Source organism: Pseudomonas sp. ZS1P83 (assembly GCF_054897825.1).
The window spans coordinates 2,939,237-2,958,591 of record NZ_CM142706.1 but is presented as its reverse complement, the minus strand read 5'-3'; the positions used below and the strand labels follow the sequence as shown (position 1 = coordinate 2,958,591).

Below are 19,355 nucleotides of genomic sequence, written 5' to 3'. Positions count from 1 at the left end.
AACCCATGAGCGATAAAAAGTCGAAAAACGATCATGAAGCAATGAATGGCGCAGGCCTTAACCGACGCGGTTTTCTGGGTGTCTCAGCCCTGACCGGCGTTGCGCTGGCGGGTGGTACGGCGTTGGGTAGCGCGGTATTCAGCCGCGAGTCCTGGGCCGCGGCGGTCAAGGACGCGCAGTCGAAAATTCATGTGGGGCCGGGCGAACTGGATCAGTACTACGGTTTCTGGAGCGGCGGCCATCAGGGTGAAGTGCGGATCATGGGCATTCCGTCGATGCGCGAGTTGTTGCGTGTTCCGGTGTTCAACGTCGATTCCGCCACCGGGTGGGGCCTGACCAACGAAAGTAAACGGGTCATGGGCGACAGCGCCCATTTCCAGAATGGCGACTGCCACCACCCGCATTTGTCGATGACCGACGGCAAGTACGACGGCAAGTACCTGTTCATCAATGACAAGGCCAACAGCCGCGTTGCGCGTATCCGTCTGGACATCATGAAGTGCGACAAGATGCTCACCGTGCCGAACGTGCAGGCCATTCACGGGTTGCGTCTGCAGAAAATGCCCCACACCCAATATGTGTTTGCCAATTCCGAGTTCGTCATTCCGCACCCCAATGACGGCAGCACCTTCGACCTGCAGGACAAGAACAGCTACACGATGTTTAACGTCATTGACGCCGAAAAAATGGAGATGGCCTTCCAGGTCATCGTCGACGGCAACCTCGATAACACCGACGCCGATTACACCGGAAAGTATGCGGCCTCTACCTGCTACAACTCGGAGAGGGCCTATGACCTGGGCGGCATGATGCGCAATGAGCGCGACTGGGTGGTGGTGTTCAACATCCAGCGCATCGAAGCGGCGATCAAGGCCGGCAAGTTCATCACGGTGGGTGACGCCAAGTCGCCGGTGGTCGACGGTCGTAAGAGCGAGGGAAAGGACAGCGAGTTCACGCGCTATATCCCGGTGCCGAAGAACCCTCACGGGATCAATATGTCGCCCGATGGCAAGTACTTCATCGCCGCCGGCAAACTCTCGCCCACCTGCACGATCATCGCCACCGCCAAGCTGGATGACCTGTTCGACGACAAATTCAAAGACCCGCGCGACGTGGTGGTCGGCGAGCCCGAACTGGGGCTGGGGCCGCTCCACACCACCTACGATGGTCGCGGTAACGCCTACACCACCTTGTTCATCGACAGTCAGGTGGTGAAATGGAACGTCGATGAAGCCGTACGCGCCTACACCGGCGAGAAGGTCAACTACATCAAGCAGAAACTCGACGTGCAGTACCAGCCGGGCCACAACCATGCATCATTGACCGAAACCAGTGAGGCTGACGGCCAGTGGCTGGTGGTGCTCAGCAAGTTTTCCAAGGACCGTTTCCTGTCGACCGGTCCGCTGCACCCGGAAAACGATCAGCTGATCGATATTTCCGGCGACGAGATGAAACTGGTGCACGACGGCCCGGCCTTCGCCGAACCTCACGATTGCGTCATGGCCCGTCGTGACCAGATTCGGACCAAAAAGATCTGGGACCGCGACGATCCGTTTTTCGCCGAGACCGTGGCGATCGCCGCGAAAGACGGGATCAAGCTGGAAACCGACAACAAGGTCATCCACGACGGCAAGAAAGTGCGCGTCTACATGACCTCAATGGCCCCGGTCTATGGTGTCACGGAGTTCACTGTCAAGCAGGGTGATGAGGTCACCGTGACCATCACCAACATCGATAAGGTGGAGGACGTGAGCCACGGGTTCGTTATGACTAACCACGGCGTGAGCATGGAAATCAGCCCGCAGCAGACGTCCTCGATCACCTTTGTCGCCGACAAGCCGGGGTTGCACTGGTATTACTGCAGCTGGTTCTGTCATGCGTTGCACATGGAAATGGTCGGCCGAATGCTCGTCGAGAAGGCTTGAGCGGCTGGGCGTATCAGGGCCGCGAAAAAGGTGATCGCAGTGTTCAGACCCCTGGCAAATGACTCACTACACGGCACGGCACTTTTGGTATTGGTGTTTCTATCGGCAGTTGCCCAGGCGTCGCCACGGCCTATCACCGAGCTGCCCCTGCAACCCGATGGCGATCACCACTGGAAGCTGCCGGCCGGAGAGTACCAAGGGCAGTTCAGTGTCGATCAGCCGATGCAGATCGATTGCGAGAAAGGTGCGGTCATCAATGCGCAGGGGCAGGGCAACGCTCTGTTCATCAGCGCCCCCGACGTGCGGATCGAGGGCTGCACATTGCTCGACTGGGGGCGTGACATGACGGCCATGAACGCAGCGATTTTCATCGGTCCCAAAGCCCAGGGTGCGGTGATACGCAACAACCACATGAAAGGACCAGGCTTCGGCATCTGGGTGGACAGCACCCACGACGTCAGCCTGATTGACAACGACATCGAAGGCGACCCGCGCATTCGCTCCCAGGATCGCGGCAATGGGATTCATCTGTATGCCGTGCACGGCGCCCGGGTGATCGGTAATCATGTGCGGCAGACCCGCGACGGGATCTACATCGACACGTCGAACGGCAACTTGCTGCAGGGCAATACCCTGGAAGACCTGCGCTATGGCGTGCATTACATGTACGCCAACGACAACCAGTTGCTCGGCAACACCACCCGCCGTACACGCACCGGCTATGCCTTGATGCAGAGCCGCAAGCTGACGGTGATTGGCAACCGTTCCGAGCAGGACGAGAGCTATGGCATCCTGATGAACTACATCACCTATTCCGAGCTGCGCGACAACTTTGTCAGCGACGTGCGCAGCGGTTCCGCCGATGGCGGTATGGTCAGCGGTGCCGAGGGTAAGGCGCTGTTCATCTACAACTCGCTGTTCAATGTCATTGAGCACAATCACTTCGAGCGCAGCGCCGTGGGTATTCACCTTACCGCTGGCTCCGAAGACAACCGGATCGCCGACAACGCCTTCGTCGACAATCAGCAGCAAGTCAAATACGTCGCCACCCGCTTACAGGAGTGGTCAGCCGAGGGGCGGGGCAATTACTGGAGCGATTACCTGGGCTGGGATCGCAATAACGATGCGGTGGGCGACGTGATCTACGAACCCAACGACAACGTCGACCGTCTGCTGTGGCTGTACCCACAGGTCCGTCTGTTGATGAATAGCCCGAGCATTCAATTACTGCGTTGGGTTCAGAGCAGTTTCCCCGTGACGAAATCGCCGGGGGTCAAAGACAGTTACCCGTTGATGAACCTTCCGACGATGCCTCAGACACAGCGGCCGACCTTATGAACGCCGTCGAGATCGAAGGGGTAAGCCAGCGTTACGCAAGCATGACCGTGTTGCACGATCTGACACTGAGTCTGGGAGAAGGCGAGGTGTTGGGACTGTTTGGCCACAATGGTGCGGGCAAGACCACGGTGATGAAACTGATCCTTGGCTTGCTCAATGCCAGCGCTGGTCAGGTGCGCGTACTCGGTTGCCGACCCGCACAAGCCGACGTGCGTCGCCAACTCGGTTACCTGCCGGAAAACGTGACGTTCTACCCGCAACTCAGTGGCCGCGAAACCCTTCGGTATTTCGCCCGCCTCAAGGGAGCCGCACTGACGCAAGTGGACGAATTGCTCGACCAGGTCGGGCTTACGGGGGCCGCAGACCGACGGGTGAAAACCTATTCCAAGGGCATGCGCCAGCGGTTGGGCCTGGCTCAGGCGGTGCTCGGCCAGCCGCGTCTGCTGCTGTTGGACGAACCCACTGTCGGGCTGGACCCGATCGCTACCCAGGATCTTTACCTGTTGATCGACCGTCTGCGCCAACAGGGCGCGAGCATCATCCTTTGCTCCCATGTGCTGGCAGGAGTCGAAGCGCATATCAACCGTGCGGCAATCCTGGCGAATGGCTGCTTACAGGCGATCGGGAGTCTGTCCAGACTGCGTGAAGACGCCGACTTGCCGGCGCGGATCCGGGCCAGTGGTCTTTGCCGACGCGAGCAGTGGTTGCAGCGCTGGAATGCCGCCGGGCACACCGCCACGGCCATGGGCGGCAACGGGGTCGAGGTGATGGCTGTCAATGGCCACAAAGTTGATCTGCTACGCCAGTTGTTCCACGAGGATCAACCGCAGGATATCGAGATACTGCAACCGTCCCTCGAAGACCTCTACGGCTATTACATGAGTCGTGCGAACACCGGCACAGAAGGTACTCATCCATGATGCAGATCTGGAATATCGCCGGTAAGGAATTCAGTGACGGGCTGCGCAATCGCTGGCTGCTGGCAATCAGTCTGTTGTTCGCCATTCTGGCGGTGGGTATCGCCTGGCTCGGCGCGGCGGCGTCCGGGCAAGTGGGTTTCACTTCCATCCCGGCAACCATCGCCAGCCTGGCCAGCCTGGCGACGTTCCTGATGCCGCTGATTGCGCTGCTGCTGGCCTACGATGCCATCGTTGGCGAGGACGAGGGCGGCACGCTGATGCTATTGCTGACCTATCCGTTGGGCCGTGGACAAATCCTGCTGGGCAAGTTTGTCGGTCACGGTCTGATCCTGGCCCTGGCCACACTGATCGGGTTTGGCTGTGCCGCCGTGGCCATTGCCTTGCTGGTCGATGATGTCGATGTGGGAATGCTGCTCTGGGCGTTCGGCCGCTTCATGGTGTCTTCCACGCTGCTGGGCTGGGTATTCCTGGCCCTGGCCTACGTGCTGAGCAGCAAGGCCAGCGAAAAATCCAGCGCAGCCGGGATGGCCTTGGGCGTGTGGTTTCTCTTCGTGCTGGTATTCGACCTCGCGCTGCTGGCGTTGCTTGTGCTCAGTAAAGGCACGTTCAACCCGGATCTATTGCCGTGGTTGCTGCTGCTCAACCCGACCGACATTTATCGCTTGATCAACCTCTCCGGTTTCGAAGGCAGCGGTAATGCCGTCGGCCTTATGGCATTGAGCAGCGATTTACCGGTGCCGGCTTCATTGCTATGGCTCTGTTTGCTGCTCTGGGTAGGGGTTTCGCTGCTGTTGGCTTATTGGATGTTTCGCCGCCGGCTGACTTGATTTTTTACGCTCGGGACAATTGATATGAACACTCTGTACCTGGCCGGGGCCCGCGTCCTGGTCGTCATCATTACCTGTTTTGGATTGGCGGCGTGCAACGATCGCGCAGAGGAAAAGCAAACCCTTGGGCCCGTGGCCTTCCATCAAAGTGACGAATGTCATGTCTGCGGGATGATCATCGCCGACTTTCCGGGCCCCAAAGGTCAGGTCGTGGAAAAAGGCACGGTCAAGAAGTTCTGCTCCACCGCGGAAATGCTCGGGTGGTGGCTTCAACCGGAGAATCACCACACGGATGCGAAATTGTATGTGCACGACATGGGGAAAAGTGCCTGGGAGAAACCCGACGACCATTATCTGATTGACGCAACCAAAGCCTACTATGTCGTCGGCACTCGGCTTAAAGGTTCCATGGGTGTTGTTCTGGCGTCATTTTCCGAGGAGGCCACCGCACGCAAACTGGCCAGCGAGCAGGGCGGCAGGGTGCTGCGTTTTGAGGAAATCGATCTGACGCTTTTACAGCAAACCCCGACGATGTAGCCGAGTGGCCCGTTTCGCAGAAGAGAGCGGGCTCGCTTCTGCGGTTTGGGTGATTTTTACTCGGGCAACTTTACTTCAGCGTCAGGATCCAGTCGGCCAAGATCTTCGCTTCTTCGTCGGTCACCTGGTTGGCCGGCATTGCTATCGGCCCCCATTTGCCTGTACTGCCTTCTTTGATGCTCTTGACCAGGGTTGCCGATGCGTCAGCCTGGCCGGCATATTTGGCCGCCACTTCTTTGTAGCCTGGACCGACCATTTTGGCGTCGATCATATGGCAGCCAACGCAGGGTTTGCTCTTGAAGAGCGCCTCGCCATCAACGGCTTGAGCTGACTGCAGCGTCAGCGCGGCACCCAAGGCCAGCAGTGGAACAAGAATACTTTTCATCAGTAACTCCTCAGACAAAGAAGCAGATTCGAATGACCTGCCCCGGTTTACCCAACAGGCATCGTGTTGAATATTATGAAGTTTGAATTTGTCGTTCAGGCAAATTCATCACTGCACAGTTGATTATTATTAGTCGGTCATCGGTTTTGTTGAAAAACAGGTGCTGCTTTTGTTGGAGGATTGATTTTCAGCAAACGTTCACTTTATTAGCACGCATTGGGAGGCGCGATGCTAATGATCGAGCGTAAAAGTTATTGGCTCGTTGTTGATTGGGTCGCATTCAGGGAACCTGTCGCTAACGTAATCGGTCGCTTTTCGGGCTGGAATACTGTCTGAATTGATCAGATATTAATAATATAGCGGGCTGAATTTAATGATTTAAATCGTAGTGTTGGTGGTTTTTAATTTAGCCATTTGAGAACTAATTAGTTGATTTTAATCCGGGTGTTAGATGGGGCCAAAAATCAGCTCGTACATCCCAATGCTTGCTTGCCGACGTATGAGGATAACCAACGACGTCTATATTGAAATGTCCAGTCCGAGATTTCGCTGCCGGTGGCCGTCACCGTGTTTCCAGAGGATGTCTACTGCCCGCCAGAAACATGGGCACGGCGCGCCTATAGCAACCTGATCTACTTCCACCAGGCCGACAAGTGCGGCCACTTCGCGGCTTGGGAACAGCCGCGCAGCCACTTACAAACCATCACCCAAGACCTTGAGATACTCGGGGCTCTCGGATATTGAGTTGTGCCCCGTGTCGGGTATGACCTTCAGCGACGCCACCCCGTTGGCGAAATGCGTGAAGAGCCGCTCTGTGCTGGAGCGTGGTATCACTTCGTCGTGCTCAGCGGCGATCAAGAGCGTCGGCACCGTGATGTGGGCGGCGTACTTCCAGGATTCAAAGGTGTCCTTGAGCAACCACTTCACCGGGAAAATGGGGAACTGCCGGGCGGCGAGTTCTTCAAGGCTGTTGTAGGGCGTGATCAGCACCAGACGCGCCGCCGGGCGTTGGCTGGCGAGGCGCACGGCGACACCCGAGCCCAGGCTGCGACCGATCACCGTAATGTGTGGATGGGTGGCGTAGACCTGGTCAAATAAGGTCATGGCGTCGCGCGAAATCATCTCCTCGGAGGGCGATCCGGAACTGCCACCGTAGCCTCTGTAGTGAAGCAAGTAGAGGGCGTGATCGGCAAAGGCTTCGGAAAACGAAGGCAGGCTCCGGGAGACGTCCTCGGCATTTCCACCGAAATAGAGCAACGCTTTGGGCCCCTCATGCGGTCTGACGGATACCAGCACCTGCGCGTCGTCGACTGACAGCGTGAGTAACGTGGCCGATGTGCCGACAGCGCGGGGTTGCGGGTAGTAGATGAGGGCGCGCTGGAAGATGAACAGCGCAGCGCTGAGCGCCAGATATAAAACGGCAATGATGACGACGAGGGACACCAGTGTTCGTGACATTCGGCTAACTTTAGTGGGCGGCATTGACGGCTCTGGCCGGAAGACGGCTATCGCTTGATCGCTGTCAGAGTGTAGTAGACCGATAGCGGACAATTCCATGAGCCACACTGATGGGTACACGCGTCGAAAAATACTCAGGCTGGCTGCCGGAGTTTCGGCGGTTTTCACCTTCGATCCGGCCTTTGCAGCATCCACGCCGTCGACGGAAACAGGAGGCAAGAACATGCTGACCCGGGCCATTCCATCCAGTGCCGAACCATTGCCGATCGTCGGACTGGGCACGTATCGCGGCTTTGATGTCGAGTCTTCAAGCCCCGCCTACAAGCAACTGCCAGCCGTTCTCAGTGCGTTGTTCGAGAAGGGCGGGACGGTGATCGACAGTTCACCCATGTACGGTCGCGCCGAACAGACGACCGGGGAACTGCTGTCGATTCATGAGCCGCGCTCGCCGGCCTTTCTGGCCACCAAGGTGTGGACCCGTGGCCGCGAAGAGGGCATCGCGCAGATGGAACAGTCCTTCAAGCTGTTGCAGACCGACCGTATCGACCTGATGCAGATTCACAACCTGCTGGACTGGAAAACCCATTTGCCGACCTTGCGCCAATGGAAGGAAGAAGGGCGCATCCGCTACATCGGCATCACCCATTACACGGCGTCGGCGTATGACGAGGTGGAAGCGTTGCTCAAGGCCGAGCCGTTGGACTTTTTACAGATCAACTATGCCCTGGACGATCGCGGCGTCGAGAAACGCATCCTGCCGCTGTGTCGTGAGAGGGGCGTGGCGGTGATCTGCAATCGGCCATTCGGCGGCGGTGATTTGCTCGCCCGCTTGAAGGGCAAGCCGCTACCGGGATGGGCCGCGCAAGTGGGCGTCAACAGCTGGCCGCAACTGGCGCTCAAGTTCCTGCTGACGCATTCGGCGGTGACCTGCGTCATCCCCGGCACCGGCAACCCGCGTTACATGGCGCAAAATGCGCGTGCCGGGTTCGGCCCGATGCTGACGGGGGCGCAACGCGAGCAGTTGATTGACGTGGTGGGGTAGGCGCGTTTGCAACAGCCGTCAGGTGTTATCCGGCGCCAGAAGGAAGCACTTCGGGATGGCCTCGGCAAACGGATAAAACGAAAACCAGGGCCTGGCTTCGTCGATGACCCGTTGGACGGACGGTCTGTTCATCAGTCTGTCGAAATAGGCTTTCAAGTGACCGTAGTCGTTGGGGAACGGCTCAAGCGTGCGTGTCAAATCGCCGTTAGCAGCGCGCATACGATCAAAGACAATCTGTTGGAGCGGCCCCTGCAGATAGTGGTCGCAGACACGGTCCCACAGACGAACCTCCAGCGCGGTGTCCCAATCGTTGGGAACGAGTGGATGGCCTTCATCAGCATAGTCGCCGCTGCGGATTGGTTCGGAACGCGATTACTAACAAGCTGTATTACTTGAACGAATAGAGCGCGAGCGCCTGGGAGCCCAAGGCTCCCAGGCAGCTTGGATGCGATCAGCGCCGATCCAGCCACACCGTCTGGGCATTGCAGAATTCGCGCACACCGAAATGCGACAGCTCACGGCCAAAACCGCTTTTCTTCACGCCGCCGAAGGTGACTCGCGGATCGGATGCGCAATAACCATTGATGAACACGCCACCGGTTTCCAGTTCACCGGCCATCTGTTGGGCAAGCTCGACGTTGCGTGTGTAAATGGTTGAGGCGAGGCCGAATTCACTGTCATTCGCCAGTTCCAGTGCATGCGCTGCATCTCGCGCCGTGATGATCGACGCCACCGGGCCAAACAGTTCCTGTTTGAACGAAGTCATCTGGTCGGTGACATCACCGAAGACCGTGGGCTCGTAAAAGTTGCCGGGGCCTTCAGCCTTCTTCCCGCCCATTAACAGCGTCGCGCCTTCTTCCAGGGTGTCCCGCACCTGTTGATCCAGTTCATCACGCAAATCAAAGCGGGCCATGGGGCCGATGTAGGTGTCGGTGGCCAGTGGATCACCGACCACCAGTTTGCGCGTGGCGTCGACGAACTTGCGCGTGAACTCCTCGACAACGCCTTGCTCGACAATCAGGCGTTTGGCGGCCGCGCAGACTTGCCCGGTGTTTTGGTAACGGCCAATCACGGCGGCTTTGACCGCTTCGTCGAGGTCGGCATCGTTGAGCACAATGAAGGGATCGGAACCGCCCAGTTCCAGTACACATTTCTTCAGCGCCGCACCGGCTTGAGCGCCGATGGCCATGCCAGCTCGCACGCTACCGGTGAGGGTCACCGCAGCGATGCGTGGATCGGCGATCGCGGTGGAGACGCCGTCCGGCGTGACATTGATGACCTCGAAAACACCTTCGGGAAAGTCGGCGCGTTTGAAGGCCTCCTGCAGCAGATAAGCGCTGCCCATCACGTTCGGCGCATGTTTGAGCACGTAAGTGTTGCCGGCGATCAGCGCTGGAACGGCGCCGCGCAGGACCTGCCAGATCGGAAAGTTCCACGGCATGACGGCGAGTATCGGACCGAGCGGGCGATATTCAATGCGCGCGTTGCCCCCTTCAACCAGCGTCGGTTCAGCGCTCAGCATCGCCGGACCGTGCTCGGCATACCATTCGCAGAGCTGCGCACATTTTTCGATTTCGCCGCGCGCCTGAGTGATCGGCTTGCCCATCTCCAGGGTGATCATGTTCGCCATTGCTGCGGCGTTGTCGCGCAATGCCTGAGCCAGGGCGATCAACAGCTGCGAGCGTTGGTCAACGGGTTGACTGCGCCAGACGCGGAACCCGGCAGCGGCGCGGGCAAGGGCGGTGTCCAGTGCCGATGTGGATTGGAAAGGGTAGTGGCCAATCAGCTCGCCGGTGGCGGGGTTGATCGAAATGGCATGGGTGAGGCTGGAAACTTGGGTCATGGCACCGTCCTGCGAGGTGGGGATGCGCTCAGGTTACGGTGGTGTTTGTTTTCTGGAAACTGAATAATACTGAGCATATCGTTCACGTTTGGAGAATGACTTGGATCTGGTTCAGCTCGAAATTTTCAAAGCCGTCGCCGAGCACGGCAGCATCAGCGCGGCCGCTCAGCACATCCACCGGGTGCCTTCGAACCTGACGACGCGGATCAAGCAGCTGGAGCTGGATCTGGGCGTGGACCTGTTTATCCGCGAGAAGAGCCGTCTGCGCCTGTCGCCGGCCGGCTGGAGTTTCCTGGACTATGCCCGGCGCATCCTCGACCTGGTCCAGGAGGCCCGCGCCACCGTGGCGGGCGAAGAACCGCAGGGATCGTTTCCCCTGGGATCACTGGAGAGCACCGCTGCGGTGCGTATCCCTGAGCTGCTGGCCGCCTATAACCAGAAGCACGCCAAAGTCGAGCTGGATCTGTCCACCGGCCCCTCGGGGACCATGATCGACGGGGTGTTGTCTGGCCGATTGGCGGCAGCTTTTGTCGATGGACCGGTTCTGCACCCGGCACTGGAAGGCGTGCCGGCGTTTGAGGAAGAAATGGTGGTGATCGCACCGCTCAACCATTCCCCCATCCATCGCGCGCGGGATGTTAACGGTGAAAACATCTATGCCTTCCGCTCCAATTGCTCCTACCGGCACCACTTCGAAAGCTGGTTCGCCAAGGACGCGGCGGTGCCCGGCAAGATTTTCGAAATGGAGTCCTATCACGGCATGCTGGCGTGCGTCAGTGCCGGTGCAGGCCTGGCGCTGATGCCCCGCAGCATGCTCGACAGCATGCCCGGATGCACCACGGTGAGCGTCTGGCCATTGTCGGAATCGTTCCGCTATTTGCACACATGGCTGGTGTGGCGCCGGGGGACGGTGTCACAAAGTCTGACCATGTTTGTGCGCTTGCTTGAAGAACGCGGGGTGGTGAGAGATGAAGCGTTGCGCTAGCGTGCGAATGTCCAGATCGGCTTGCCGGCTCAATCCAAGGCTTTCGTCGACTTGATGAGATTGTTGCGCAGCTTCACGATCGCCTTTGCAAAAAGCCACGGCTTCCAGCTTCTTCAGGATCGGGGTCAGCGTGTTCGATTCGAGAAACAGCTTTCACCCAGGCTGCCGACGGTCTGATTGTCTTCCTCCCCTAGCGCGACGATGGTGATGTATTGCGTATAGGTCAGCCCAAGCTGCTCGAGTATCGGCTTGTAAGCCTTGCCGAACGCCGTCAGGGCCTTGATTTGCACGTCGATATTGCCTCGCGTCGCCTTCGAGTACGGGCAGATTTGGTCTGCGGCGTGCGCCAGCTCCGTCGCGACGTCTTGCCCCAAGCCCGGCGTTGCCGAGATATGCCGAATTCGTCGTAGACCGCGCCTAAAGCGATCAAGCCGTGGCGTCTGGGATGGGCCAGTCTGGACGATCTGTCCAAGGAGCTGATGATGATCCGACTGTCCCTGGCCGAAGCTCGCGAGCTGGCCGAATCGATCTTGCTGCACAACGGTTTTAACCTTGCCCACGCTCAGGCGGTGGCCGCCACGGTGATTGCTGGCGAGCGCGATGGCTGCGCTTCCCACGGTCTGTATCGGGTATTGGGGTGCGTGAATTCGCTCCAGGCCGGCAAGGTGGTGGCCAATGCCGAGCCGCGGGTGATCGACCAGGCACCTTCGATCGTGCGGGTCGATGCGGCGGGTGGTTTCTCCCAGTTGGCGTTCCAGGCGGGTCTGCCATTGCTGGAGGAGAAATCCCGGGCAAACGGGATTGCGGCGTTAGCGATCAATCGCTGCGTGCATTTTTCCGCACTGTGGGTCGAGATTGAACAGCTGACCGCTGCCGGTTTGGTGGCGCTGGCCTGTAATCCCAGTCATGCCTGGGTCGCGCCGGCAGGTGGGAGTCAGCCGGTGTTCGGGACCAATCCCATCGCCTTCGGCTGGCCGCGTTCGGGCACGGATCCCTTTGTGTTCGACTTCGCCACCAGCGCGATTGCCCGTGGCGATATCGAATTGCATCGACGTGCCGGCCAAGCGATTCCCGAGGGTTGGGGCGTGGATGCTGACGGGCAGCCGAGCACCGATGCGAACGTGGTGCTCGATGCGGGCGCGATGCTGACGTTCGGCGGGCACAAGGGCTCGGCGCTGGCCGCCATGGTGGAGTTGATCGCAGGGCCGTTGATCGGTGATTTGACCAGTGCCGAATCACTTGCCTATGACGCCGGCAGCAAGTCATCGCCGTACCACGGCGAGCTGATCATCGCCCTCGATCCGCGGCGCTTTCTTGGCGAGGCCACCGAGCAGCACCTGGCCCGCGCCGAAGTGATGTTCCAGAGCATACAAGGGCAGGGCGCACGCTTGCCGTCGCAACGGCGTTACGAGGCGCGAGCACGCAGTCTGGTGGACGGCGTGCAGATTCCCGAAGCCTTGTACAACGACTTGAAGGCACTGCTGGATTGAAGGGAAAACGGGCGCCAGTGGCGCCCGTTTAACTTTACAGCGGTTGGCAATGGCTGTTGCCGTCGACCAGACGGGTGATGCCCAGCGGATTGGCGTTTTTCAACGCCTCGGGCAAGAGCGCATCCGGGCAATTCTGGTAGCACACCGGGCGCAGGAAACGCTCGATGGCCAGGCTGCCGACCGAGGTGCCACGGGCATCGGAGGTGGCGGGGTAGGGCCCGCCATGCACCATCGCATCGCAGACTTCGACGCCCGTCGGGTAGCCGTTGAACAGTACCCGGCCGACTTTCTGTTCGAGCAGCGAGAGCAGCTCGCCATGGGTTTTCAGGTCACCGGCTTCGGCAATGAGGGTGGCCGTGAGTTGACCGTGCAAGCGCTGCAATGCCCGTTGCAGTTCAGCCTTGTCGGCCACTTCCACCAGCACCGTGGTCGGCCCGAAGACTTCTTCCTGCAGCAGCGGGTCGCCGTTGAGCAGCAGGCTGACGTCGGCTTTGAACAGCTGCGGCTGGGCTTGTTTACTCTGTTGTTCGCGGCCGGCCAGATGGGTGATTTGCGGATGCACGTGCAAGGCCTGTACGCCCTTGGCGTAGCTGGTTAACGTGCCGGCGTTGAGCATGGTTTGCCCCGGCTGTTCGACCATTACCGCGCTAAGCGTTTCAATAAATGCGCTGAACTCGGGGGAGCGAATACCGATCACCAATCCCGGGTTGGTGCAGAACTGGCCGCAGCCAAGCACCACTGACGCGGCAAGTTCGCGGGCGATTTTCTCGCCCCGTAGCCGCAGTGCTTCGGGCAACACCAGCACCGGATTGATGCTGCTCATTTCGGCGAATACCGGAATCGGTTGTGGCCGTGCAGCGGCCATGTCGCAGAGGGCGCGACCGCCCTTGAGCGAGCCGGTAAAACCCACCGCCTGGATCGCCGGATGCTTGACCAGTGCTTCACCGACCCCCGCGCCGTAGATCATGTTGAACACGCCTTTGGGCATGCCGGTGTGCTCGGCGGCGCGAAGGATCGCATCGGCCACCAGCTCGGCAGTCACCATATGCCCGCTGTGGGCCTTGAACACCACCGGGCAACCGGCGGCCAGGGCGGCTGCGGTGTCGCCTCCGGCGGTGGAGAACGCCAGCGGGAAATTGCTCGCGCCAAACACCGCGACTGGGCCGACACCGATCCGGTACTGACGCAGATCGACCCGTGGCAGCGGCTGACGCTCGGGCATGGCCCGGTCGATGCGCGCACCGTAGAAATCGCCACGGCGCAGGACTTGGGCGAACAGGCGCATCTGACCACTGGTGCGACCGCGCTCACCCTGAATGCGCCCGGTCGGCAGCGCCGTCTCGCGGGTAACCAGGGCAACAAACTCATCGTCCAGCGCATCCAGTTGCGCGGCGATGGCCTCGAGAAATTCCGCGCGGCGGCTCGCCGGCAAGTTGCGGAAGGCCGAGTAGGCTGCCGCGGCGGCCTGAGCGGCGGCGTCGACTTCTTCAACGGTGGCTTGCATGAATGAATAGGGCAGCGCTTCACCGGTGCTGGCGTCATGGCTTTGCACGGTGATGTTGCCGGCAGCGCTGCGCGCACCGCCGATGTAGTGGTGGCCGATGATGTGGGGCATGAAAAACTCCTGTCGAAAAAGGGCAAAGGGAAAAGCGCGCCGGCCACAAATATTCACCAGCCTCAAGCCAGTGAATCACCCCGACATGCAGTGGCGGGTTTGGCGTCGTCCAAGGCAGCGATGCGCGCCGCGGATTCGCTGTCCACCAGGTGCAGCGATTTACCACGGGTTTCTCGAGTCAGGCCGACGGCGACGATGGAGATCAGCGCCGCGCCCACCAGGTACCAGGCGATCGGTGTCGAGCTGTGATACTTGTTGAGCAGGGTGAGGGCAATCAACGGCGCCAAAGAACCCGCGAAGATCGGTGCTACCTGGTAGCACAGGGACAACGCGGTGTAGCGCACGTGGGTCGGGAACATTTCCGCCATCAGCGCCGAGTAGGGCGCGTAGGTCATCGACTCGATCGCCAGGCCCAGGGTGATGGCCGCGATGATCAGCCAGTTGTTGCCGGTGTCCATCATCGGGAAACCGATGAAGCCCCAGAACGCGGTGAGGATTGCACCCGTCAGGTACACCGGTTTGCGTCCGACCAGGTCGGACAGATAACCCATCAGCGGGATCATGAAAAAATGCAGAAGGTGCGCACCGAACATCAAAAACAGAATCTCTGAGGTGTCCTTGTGCACCACCAGCTTCAGGTAGGTAATCGAGAAGGTCACGACGGTGTAGTAGAGGATGTTTTCGGCAAACCGCGCACCGATGCCGACCAGCACTGCACGCCAGTGATGACGCAGCACTTCGACCACGCCCAATTGTTGTTGCTTGCTTTGCGCCTGACGGGCCTGGGCTTCCTTGAAAATTGGCGCATCATCGACGCTGGTGCGAATCCAGTAGCCGATCACCACCACTACGGCCGAGAACCAGAACGCGACACGCCAGCCCCAGGCAAGGAATTGCTCCTCCGACAGGTTCGACGACAGCAGCAGTAACGCGACGGTCGCCACCAGATTACCGGCCGGAACACCGGCTTGCGGCCAGCTGGCCCAGAAGCCCCGGCGATTGTCCGGGCAGTGTTCGGACACCAGCAGAATCGCACCGCCCCATTCACCGCCGAAGGCGAAGCCCTGGATCAGACGCAGCAACACCAGCAACACGGGTGCGGCGTAACCGATTTGGTCGAAACCGGGTAGGCAACCCATCAGGAAGGTGGTGATGCCGACCACCACCAGGCTCAGTTGCAGCAGGCGTTTTCGGCCGAATTTGTCACCGTAATGACCGAACACCAGACCACCCAACGGGCGGGCGAGGAAGCCGACGGCATACAGGGCGAAGGCCGCGAGGATGCCGTCGATCGGGCTGTCGGTCTGGCGAAAGAACAGCTGACCGAAGACCAGCGCCGAGGCGGTGCCGTAGAGGAAGAATTCATACCATTCGGCGACAGTGCCGGCCATGGCGGCGGCCACGACACGTTTGAGTCCCGAGGGTGTGGTTGCGCGGGAGGTGCTGTGAGGATTGGACATGCTGACGTTTCCTGTAGAGGCGCAAAGACAGGCAGCCGGGCCGGGTCCTCAAAGACCCGCCCGGCAATCACTCAGAGACCGACGTCCGGCAACTCCGGACGATTGGCCAGGGCCTTGGCCATGATCTGCTCGACGAAAACGCGATCGGCTTCCGGCAGGGCCAGACGGGGTGGACGGGTCAGGGCGCTGCCGCGACCGGCGATGGCTTCGCACAGTTTGATGCACTGCACCAGGTCGGCCCGGGCGTCGAGGTGCAGGATCGGCATCAGCCATTCGTAAATCGGCATGGCTTCGGCGAAGCGACCGGCCTTGGCCAGGCGGAAGATGGTTTCACCTTCTTTCGGGAACACGTTGGACATGCCCGAGACCCAGCCTTCGGCCCCCACGGCGATGCTTTCCAGCACCACGTCGTCGAGACCAGCGAACAGCACAAAGCGGTCACCGACTTCATTGCGCACGTCGATGAAACGCCGGGTGTCGCCGGAGGAATCCTTGAAGCACACCACGTTGTCGCAGTCGGCCAGGGAAATCAGGATGTCCGGGGTGACGTCGTTTTTGTAGATCGGCGGGTTGTTGTAAACCATCAGCGGGACATCGGCATTCTTGGCCACGTAGCGGTAGTGCTCGGCGGTCTCGAATGGCTTGGAACCGTAGACCAGCGCCGGCATCAGCATAACCCCGTCGACGCCGACCCGGCGCACGGCGTTGGCGACCTTGGCCGCTTGCACGCTGGTGAATTCGGCCACACCGCAGATCACTGGCACGCGGCCGCGGGAGGCGTCGACCGCGACTTCAGTCACGGCGATTTTTTCTTCGGCGGTCAATGAGGTGTTTTCCCCCACCGAACCGCACACCACCAGGCCCGACACGCCGTCACGGATAACGTTGGAAATCACCTGGTGGGTTTTTTCCAGGTTGATGGTGAAGTCGTCGTTGAATTGAGTGGTCACCGCGGGGAAGACGCCACTCCAGTTAATGCGCTTGCTCATTGTTGCCTCCGGTTCAGTAATTGTATTTCGTATACGATATTGCAAGTGACAACACTCGGCCAGTGCTTTTTTCAGTTATGTAGAGTTTTTGCTAGCCGTTTATCAGAGTTTTTGATGTGGTTTTAAGACTTGCTCAGGCACCAGGCCAGGTGTCAGAGAGTCGATAGCCTTGTGGCCACGGATCGCTCGGATCGAGCAGCAACTGGTGGGTGCCGGTTATCCAGGCCCGGCCGGAAATGCACGGGTAGATCGCCGGGCGTCCGGCCACTTCCGTCAGTGAGTCGATGCGGCAATGGAACTCGGAACCGATGATCGAGCGGCCAATAAAACGCTCGCCCACCTGCATCAATCCCTTGGCCTGCAGCACCGCCATCCGCGCCGAGCAACCGGTGCCTGTCGGTGAACGGTCGATCTTGCCGGGTTGAATCACCACCGCGTTGGCCCCGGTGGCGATGCCATGTTCAACGACGATGGGCGCGGCAATCTGGCAGAAGGAAATATGCGACCACTCGGGGTTCAGCGGATGGACGAAGCCCAATTGTTCGTTGGCCGCGCGGGTGATTTTCAGCCCGACTTCGACCAGTTCAGCCGCCTCATCAGGACGAATGGAGAAGCCCAGGTGCTTGGCGTCGGCGATCACAAAACTGTCGCCGCCGTACGCGGTGTCGACCTGCAATGAGCCGAGGCCTTCGACTTCGATCCAGGCATCGAGGCGGTCAGCGAAGGAGGGCACGTTCTTGATTTCCACCCGTTCGACCTTGCCGTCACGGCAGTCGGCAACCGCTTCGATCAACCCGCCCGGCGCTTCGAGCACCAACCGGGTTTGCGGTTCAGTCATCGGCAGGATGCCGCTGTCGAGCAACACGGTGGCCACGCACAGCGAGTTGGAGCCGGACATCGGTGGTGTGTCGGCCGGTTCCATAATGATCCAGGCCATCTGCGCCCGAGGATCTTTGGCCGGTACCAGCAGGTTGACGTGGCGAAACACCCCGCCGCGAGGTTCGTTGAGGACGAAGTTGCGTAAGGTCTGATCCTTGGCAATCCAGCGCGACTGTTCCCACACCGTGGCCCCGGGTGGCGGGGCGACGCCGCCGACGATCACGTCACCGACTTCACCTTCGGCATGGCAGCTGACCACGTGAATTACTTTCGATGAACGCATTGTCTGCTCCTATTTGACCGACTTGAGGAAGGCCGCGGTTTCCGCATGCACCGGATTACCAATAACCTGATCCGGCGAGCCGATCTCGTGCACCAGGCCATTGCGAAAGAACGCCACGCGGTCGGACACATCGCGGGCGAAGCGGATTTCGTGGGTCACCAGGACCATGGTCATGCCGTCTTCGGCGAGCATGCGCATGGTGTCCAGCACCTCGCCCACCAATTGCGGATCGAGGGCTGAAGTGGCTTCGTCGAACAGCATGTAGTCCGGCGCCATCGCCAGAGCACGGGCGATCGCCATGCGCTGTTGCTGGCCGCCGGAGAGCTTGCCGGGAAAGGCTTTGAGCTTGTCGCCCAGACCGACGTGGGTCAGTTGTTTGACCGCCAGTTCCTCGGCGTCGCACTTGCTCTTGCCCAGCACTTTGCGAGGCGCCAGCATCACGTTTTCCAGCACGGTCAGGTGCGGGAACGCGTTCCATTGCTGGAAGACGATGCCGATCTTCTGCCGCAGGCGATTGAGGTCGGTGGCGCTGTGGTGGACCTCCACACCGTCGATGCGGATGTTGCCTTTCTGGATCGGTTCCAGGCCGTTAATGCACATCAGCAGGGTCGACTTGCCCGAGCCAGAGCCGCCGATGATCGACACCACCTCGCCCTTGCTCACCGTCAGGTTGACGCCCTTGACCACTTCGAGGTCGCCGAAGGATTTGTGTACGTTGTCGATCTCAATCATTTTCTTGCCACCTTCTTTCCAGACGAGCGCCCAGGCGAGCGACCACCAGGCTCATGACGTAGTAGATGAGGCCCGCGATGCACAGCACCAGCAGCGGTTCCTGAATGCGGGTCACGATGGTTTGCGAGGCGCGCAGCAGTTCGACGATGCCGATCCACATCACCAGCGCGGTGTCTTTCATCACGCTGAGCACCAGGTTCAGCCAGCCGGGGAAAGCCACCCGGGTGGCCATCGGCAGGACGATCCAGCGCAGGTCCTGCAGGAAACTCAGGCCCAGCGAACGACTGGCCCGACGCAGGGTGAACGGCACCGAAAGCACCCCACTGCGCACGATCTCGGTGAAGTACGCGGCGGCGTAGACCCCGAGCACAATGCAGCCGACGCTGAAGGCGCTGATGTTCAAACCAACGATGCTCTTGAGCGAGTTGAACAAAACAAACTGGATCAGCAACGGCACGCTGCGAAACACGTCCAGCACCCAGGCCAATGGCAGGCTGGCGCGCGGCAACAGCGCCCGCAGTAAACCGAACAGCAGCCCGGCGAAGGAGCCGAGGATGATCGACCAGAACGTGAGTTTCAGAGTGACCCAGGCGCCATCAAGCAAGAACAGCAGGTCATTCCAGGAAAAACTGGTGGTCAACATGGTC

Annotated in this window: 17 protein-coding genes and 3 pseudogenes; 8 read left to right on the top strand and 12 right to left on the bottom strand. The window is 59.9% G+C overall.

What is annotated here, in order from left to right:
- The first annotated feature begins 5 nt into the window (after nucleotides 1-5).
- From nosZ to ACYZT0_RS14045, 5 genes are all read left to right on the top strand, one after another.
- Complete coding sequence (gene nosZ / locus ACYZT0_RS14065) at nucleotides 6-1,925, top strand: TAT-dependent nitrous-oxide reductase (protein WP_462046349.1); 1,920 nt, start codon at nucleotides 6-8, stop codon at nucleotides 1,923-1,925.
- An 84-nt stretch (nucleotides 1,926-2,009) separates the two neighbouring features.
- Entirely contained in the window at nucleotides 2,010-3,263 is a 1,254-nt protein-coding gene (locus tag ACYZT0_RS14060) for a nitrous oxide reductase family maturation protein NosD (protein ID WP_462046569.1), read from the top strand.
- A complete protein-coding gene (locus ACYZT0_RS14055) occupies nucleotides 3,260-4,183 on the top strand; it encodes an ABC transporter ATP-binding protein (RefSeq protein ID WP_462046348.1) in 924 nt (307 codons plus the stop codon). The genes ACYZT0_RS14060 and ACYZT0_RS14055 overlap by 4 nt, the downstream gene beginning before the upstream one ends.
- Complete coding sequence (locus tag ACYZT0_RS14050) at nucleotides 4,180-5,010, top strand: ABC transporter permease (RefSeq protein ID WP_462046347.1); 831 nt, start codon at nucleotides 4,180-4,182, stop codon at nucleotides 5,008-5,010. Before ACYZT0_RS14055 ends, ACYZT0_RS14050 begins: the two co-directional genes overlap by 4 nt.
- Before the next feature lie 24 nt (nucleotides 5,011-5,034).
- A complete protein-coding gene (locus ACYZT0_RS14045) occupies nucleotides 5,035-5,547 on the top strand; it encodes a nitrous oxide reductase accessory protein NosL (protein ID WP_462046346.1) in 513 nt (170 codons plus the stop codon).
- A 70-nt stretch (nucleotides 5,548-5,617) separates the two neighbouring features.
- Here ACYZT0_RS14045 and ACYZT0_RS14040 read toward each other — a convergent pair whose 3' ends face one another.
- Together ACYZT0_RS14040 and ACYZT0_RS14035 are read right to left on the bottom strand one after the other, a co-directional pair.
- On the bottom strand, nucleotides 5,618-5,932 hold the full coding sequence (locus tag ACYZT0_RS14040) for a c-type cytochrome (RefSeq protein WP_462046345.1): 315 nt from the start codon (nucleotides 5,930-5,932) through the stop codon (nucleotides 5,618-5,620).
- Nucleotides 5,933-6,625: 693 nt separating this feature from the next.
- A complete protein-coding gene (locus tag ACYZT0_RS14035) occupies nucleotides 6,626-7,414 on the bottom strand; it encodes an alpha/beta hydrolase (protein WP_462046344.1) in 789 nt (262 codons plus the stop codon).
- A gap of 73 nt (nucleotides 7,415-7,487) precedes the next feature.
- On the opposite strand from ACYZT0_RS14035, the gene ACYZT0_RS14030 reads away from it, so the two are divergent.
- Nucleotides 7,488-8,432 carry an aldo/keto reductase gene (locus ACYZT0_RS14030; RefSeq protein ID WP_462046343.1) on the top strand — a complete coding sequence of 315 codons (945 nt, stop codon included), beginning with the start codon at nucleotides 7,488-7,490 and terminating at the stop codon, nucleotides 8,430-8,432.
- An 18-nt stretch (nucleotides 8,433-8,450) separates the two neighbouring features.
- On the opposite strand, the pseudogene ACYZT0_RS14025 reads toward ACYZT0_RS14030, so the two are convergent.
- Nucleotides 8,451-8,762, bottom strand: a pseudogene (locus ACYZT0_RS14025) (glutathione S-transferase family protein); the annotation flags it as partial.
- Nucleotides 8,763-8,883: 121 nt separating this feature from the next.
- Nucleotides 8,884-10,275: an aldehyde dehydrogenase family protein gene (locus ACYZT0_RS14020; protein WP_462046342.1), complete on the bottom strand. Its 1,392-nt coding sequence runs from the start codon at nucleotides 10,273-10,275 to the stop codon at nucleotides 8,884-8,886.
- A 100-nt stretch (nucleotides 10,276-10,375) separates the two neighbouring features.
- Between ACYZT0_RS14020 and ptrR the strand changes: the two genes are divergently transcribed.
- Complete coding sequence (gene ptrR, locus ACYZT0_RS14015; protein ID WP_462046341.1) at nucleotides 10,376-11,260, top strand: putrescine utilization regulator PtrR; 885 nt, start codon at nucleotides 10,376-10,378, stop codon at nucleotides 11,258-11,260.
- 36 nt (nucleotides 11,261-11,296) lie between these two features.
- Here the strand turns inward: ptrR and ACYZT0_RS14010 are convergent.
- Together ACYZT0_RS14010 and ACYZT0_RS14005 are read right to left on the bottom strand one after the other, a co-directional pair.
- Nucleotides 11,297-11,529, bottom strand: a pseudogene (locus ACYZT0_RS14010) (MarR family winged helix-turn-helix transcriptional regulator); the annotation flags it as partial.
- Nucleotides 11,527-11,640: pseudogene (locus tag ACYZT0_RS14005) on the bottom strand (peroxiredoxin); the annotation flags it as partial. The pseudogenes ACYZT0_RS14005 and ACYZT0_RS14010, both read right to left, overlap by 3 nt.
- A 102-nt stretch (nucleotides 11,641-11,742) precedes the next feature.
- On the opposite strand from ACYZT0_RS14005, the gene ACYZT0_RS14000 reads away from it, so the two are divergent.
- On the top strand, nucleotides 11,743-12,750 hold the full coding sequence (locus ACYZT0_RS14000; protein ID WP_462046340.1) for an Ldh family oxidoreductase: 1,008 nt from the start codon (nucleotides 11,743-11,745) through the stop codon (nucleotides 12,748-12,750).
- Between the two features lie 34 nt (nucleotides 12,751-12,784).
- Here ACYZT0_RS14000 and ACYZT0_RS13995 read toward each other — a convergent pair whose 3' ends face one another.
- From ACYZT0_RS13995 to ACYZT0_RS13970, 6 genes are all read right to left on the bottom strand, one after another.
- Nucleotides 12,785-14,365, bottom strand: coding sequence for an aldehyde dehydrogenase (NADP(+)) (locus ACYZT0_RS13995; protein WP_462046339.1), 1,581 nt, complete (start codon nucleotides 14,363-14,365; stop codon nucleotides 12,785-12,787).
- A 62-nt stretch (nucleotides 14,366-14,427) separates the two neighbouring features.
- Nucleotides 14,428-15,825 carry a fosfomycin efflux MFS transporter AbaF gene (gene abaF, locus ACYZT0_RS13990; RefSeq protein ID WP_462046338.1) on the bottom strand — a complete coding sequence of 466 codons (1,398 nt, stop codon included), beginning with the start codon at nucleotides 15,823-15,825 and terminating at the stop codon, nucleotides 14,428-14,430.
- A 71-nt stretch (nucleotides 15,826-15,896) separates the two neighbouring features.
- Nucleotides 15,897-16,814 (bottom strand): dihydrodipicolinate synthase family protein, encoded by a 918-nt coding sequence (locus tag ACYZT0_RS13985; RefSeq protein ID WP_030132201.1) that lies wholly within the window; start codon nucleotides 16,812-16,814, stop codon nucleotides 15,897-15,899.
- 133 nt (nucleotides 16,815-16,947) lie between these two features.
- A complete protein-coding gene (locus ACYZT0_RS13980; protein ID WP_462046337.1) occupies nucleotides 16,948-17,976 on the bottom strand; it encodes a trans-3-hydroxy-L-proline dehydratase in 1,029 nt (342 codons plus the stop codon).
- 9 nt (nucleotides 17,977-17,985) lie between these two features.
- A complete protein-coding gene (locus ACYZT0_RS13975) occupies nucleotides 17,986-18,708 on the bottom strand; it encodes an amino acid ABC transporter ATP-binding protein (protein ID WP_462046336.1) in 723 nt (240 codons plus the stop codon).
- Nucleotides 18,701-19,351, bottom strand: a complete 651-nt coding sequence (locus ACYZT0_RS13970) for an amino acid ABC transporter permease (protein WP_462046335.1) — start codon at nucleotides 19,349-19,351, stop codon at nucleotides 18,701-18,703. The genes ACYZT0_RS13975 and ACYZT0_RS13970 overlap by 8 nt, the downstream gene beginning before the upstream one ends.
- Nucleotides 19,352-19,355 lie beyond the last annotated feature (4 nt).